Below are 3541 nucleotides of genomic sequence, written 5' to 3' on the forward strand. Positions count from 1 at the left end.
CGAAGCTGCCGGTTGCGGCACTGCCGACCTATGCGTTCCAGCGCCAGCGCTACTGGCTGGAGGCGGAGAAGCCGGGCCCGGCTGAATCGAAAGATGGTGTTGATGCCCGTTTCTGGGAAGCGGTGCAGAGCGGCAGCATGGAGCGTGTCGAACGGCTCCTGCAGCTTCCGGAAGGCGGACAACGCGAGCATCTGTCGGCGCTCCTGCCGGCCCTGAATAATTGGTACGCGCACACTGAAGCAGAGGCGACAGTCGACGGCTGGTGCTACGAGGACCAATGGCAGAGGATAAGCGCCTCGCCCGCGTCTTCAGTGACCGGCGGCGTCTGCTGGCTCGTGAGCGGCCGATGGCCCGACGTGGCGCACCTCGAGCGGCTGCAGGAGATCCTTCGCGCGCAAGGCGCAGTCGTCGAGTGTCTCGCAGTGAACGAGGCGACAGCACGACTGCAAGCCGACGCAGGCGATGCAGACGTCCTCTTGCCACGAGCGGTCGTGTACCTGGCGGGAGAGCTGTCGCCAGGGAGCTCCGTGGCGGAAGAAAAGCCCTGGCTGCGAGCGACCAGCGAAGCTGTGATGCTGGCACAGGCTATCAGCCAGCGAAAGCAAGCTTCGACAACACGCCTGTGGCTATGCACGCCTCACGCGCTGCGGACGAGAGACGGTGATGTGCCGACAGCACCCTATCTGCAAGCATTGTGGGGGCTTGGCAGGACGCTGAATCTAGAGCTCGCAAACGGCTTTGGCGGGCTGGCAGACCTGGGATCCGCTGAGGACGTCGCACTGCGCCGGATCGCGGCCACGTTCCTGTCCGCCGAGGCGCATTCGGCGGGCGAAGAGTTTGCGCTGAGGGGACAGGACTTGTGGACGCGAAAGCTGCACCATGTGCAGCCGCGGACCAGCTCGAAGCCTGCTGCGACGAAATGGCAGCCGCAAGGGACAATACTCGTCACCGGGGGCACTGGCGCGCTCGGATCGTTCCTGTCCCGCTGGCTCGCGGAGCGCGGCGCGCAGCATCTCATCCTGACGTCGCGACGCGGCAAACATGCGCCTGGAGCCGCGGACCTGGTGGCGGCACTCGCAAGCAAAGGGTGTCGCGCGGAGGTCAGGGCTTGCGACGTCGGCGACAGCGCTGCAGTCGACGCGCTCGTCCGTGAACTGACATCCGGGGACGCGAGCAGGCCTGCACTGCGTCACATTTTTCACCTCGCGGGCGACGTGATTGACGTCCCGCTGAACGAATTGACGCCTGAAGCGATCGAAGCCGAACAGGGTGGCAAACTCGGTGGCGCCTGGGCGCTGCATGATTCCGTGCAGCGGTGGGGGAGCGAGCTTGCATCGTTCGTGTTGTACGGATCGGCCGCCGGGTTTCTCGGCAATTATGGTCAGTCCGCCTATAGCGCGGCGAATGCCGGGCTGACGGGCCTGGTGCACCTGCGGCGTTCCAGCGGACTACCGGCGACGATCATCCACTGGGGCGCATGGGCTGACGGAGGAATGGCTGCGAATGCGGAGGCTCAGCTTCGTCGTCGCGGCGCTTGCTCCATGAAGCCGGAACTCTGTCTCCTGGGACTTGAGCGAGCATTGCAGGAGGGTCGAGACGAACTGGCGGTCTTTGATGTCGACTGGACCCGGATGAGAGAATTGGCGGATCGCCCCGGTCCGCTGCTGAGCGAACTCCCGGAGATGCGGGCCGCGCAGGCCGTGCCAGGAGACGAAAGCGCGAAGGGGCATTCGCACGACTTGAAGGTCGAGCTGCAAAAGCTCACCCCGCGCGAACGCCGCAGTCGCGTGCTGTCGCTGGTGCGGGATCTCGTCGCCGTGGTGCTGGGGATCAACGAGCCGCTGACGTTGGAAGCCGAGGTCGGCTTTGCCGATCTGGGTATGGACTCGTTGATGGCGGTGGAGGTTCGAAAAAGACTTGCAAAGCAGACCGGCCTGTCAGTGCCGGCGACACTTGCGTTCGACCATCCCAACCTGAAGGCCGTGAGCGAATGGGTCTTGGAGGCCTTGGAGCTGGGTGACAGCGCGAGAAAGGTTGAGACGGCTCCGGTCGTGCGTCATGGCGAAGCGACAGGGGCGCTTGCGATCATCGGCGTGGGACTGCGTTTTCCGGGCGGCGCTGAAGATCTGGAGAGTTTCTGGCAGGTGCTGTCGACCGGCGTTGATACGTTGGGACCCATTCCCGCCGAGCGTTTCGACCGTGCGACCCATTATGATCCGGATCCCGAACATCGAGGCACATCTTACGTCAAGGAGGCATCGTTACTGAACGATGTGGCGGGATTTGACGCGGCTTTCTTCGGCATCTCGCCGCGCGAAGCAGCGCAAATTGATCCGCAGCATCGGCTGCTGCTCGAAGTCACATGGTCGGCGCTCGAGGATGCGGGGATCGTCCCGAAATCCCTGGCGGGGTCGACGACCGGGTTGTTCGTCGGCATCGGCCCGAATGAATATCAGACTCGGGGTTTCAACCTGGAGACGGCAGACGCTTATGCCGCGACGGGCGGAGGGGCGGCATTCTCGGCCGGACGGCTTGCCTATCATCTGGGGGTGCAAGGTCCGGTCATGGCCGTGGATACGGCATGCTCGTCCTCGCTGGTCGCGCTGCATCTCGCCTCGGAGCATTTGCGATCAGGACGGTGCGACCTGGCGATCGTGGGCGGCGTGCAGGTGGCGTCGAGCCCGGAAGCGTTTGTGGTGTTGTCGCAGACGCGCGCGCTGGCGTCCGACGGTCGAAGCAAGACGTTTTCCGAGGCTGCCGACGGATACGGCCGTGGCGAGGGTGCCGCTGTCCTGGCGATCATGCGTCTGGAGGATGCGCAGGCACAAGGCAAGCAGATCATAGGCGTGGTGCGCGGCACCGCGGTCAATCACGACGGTGCAAGTTCGGGCCTCACCGTGCCGAACGGAACTGCGCAACAGAAGGCGCTGCGAGCCGCATTGGCCGACGCGCGCTTGGATGCGGCCGACATCGATGTCGTCGAATGTCACGGAACGGGTACGTCGCTGGGGGATCCGATCGAAGTCCAGGCATTGGACGCGGTATACGGCCAGGCGCGCCCCGAAGATCTGGGGCGATTGAAGCTCGGGGCCGTGAAGACGAACGTTGGACATCTGGAAGCGGCCGCGGGCTTGGTCGGTGTGATCAAGATGCTGGCGAGCTTCGAGTCGGAAGCGTTGCCGCCGACGCTGCATTGTCGACCGCTCAATCCGCATTTGGATTGGGAACGATTGAAGGTCGAGGTGGTCGATCAATTGACGGCCTGGCCGCGTGATGCGGCACGGCCGCGGCGCGCAGGCGTCAGCGCATTTGGATTGAGCGGAACGAATGCGCATGTCGTTCTGGAGGAGGCGCCGGCGCGCAGCACAGATGCGGACAAAGCCTCATCTCCGGCTGAAGCCTCCTCGCCGTTGATCCCGCTGCTGGTGTCGGGGCGTGACGAGGCGGCGCTGCGGGCGCAGGCCGGGCGGTACGGCGAATGGCTGGCGCATCATGCGCAGGCCGACTGGAGCTCCGTGATTGCGACGGCGGCGTTGCACCG

1 protein-coding gene is annotated in these 3541 nt (G+C 64.8%); it reads left to right on the top strand.

All coding sequences use genetic code 11. The features are described 5' to 3' along the window. A partial coding sequence (locus AC1RUR_RS38275) for an SDR family NAD(P)-dependent oxidoreductase (RefSeq protein ID WP_492853326.1) occupies positions 1-3541 on the top strand: 3541 nt, incomplete at both ends.

Source organism: Bradyrhizobium sp. GW821-FHT12B03, assembly GCF_058807535.1.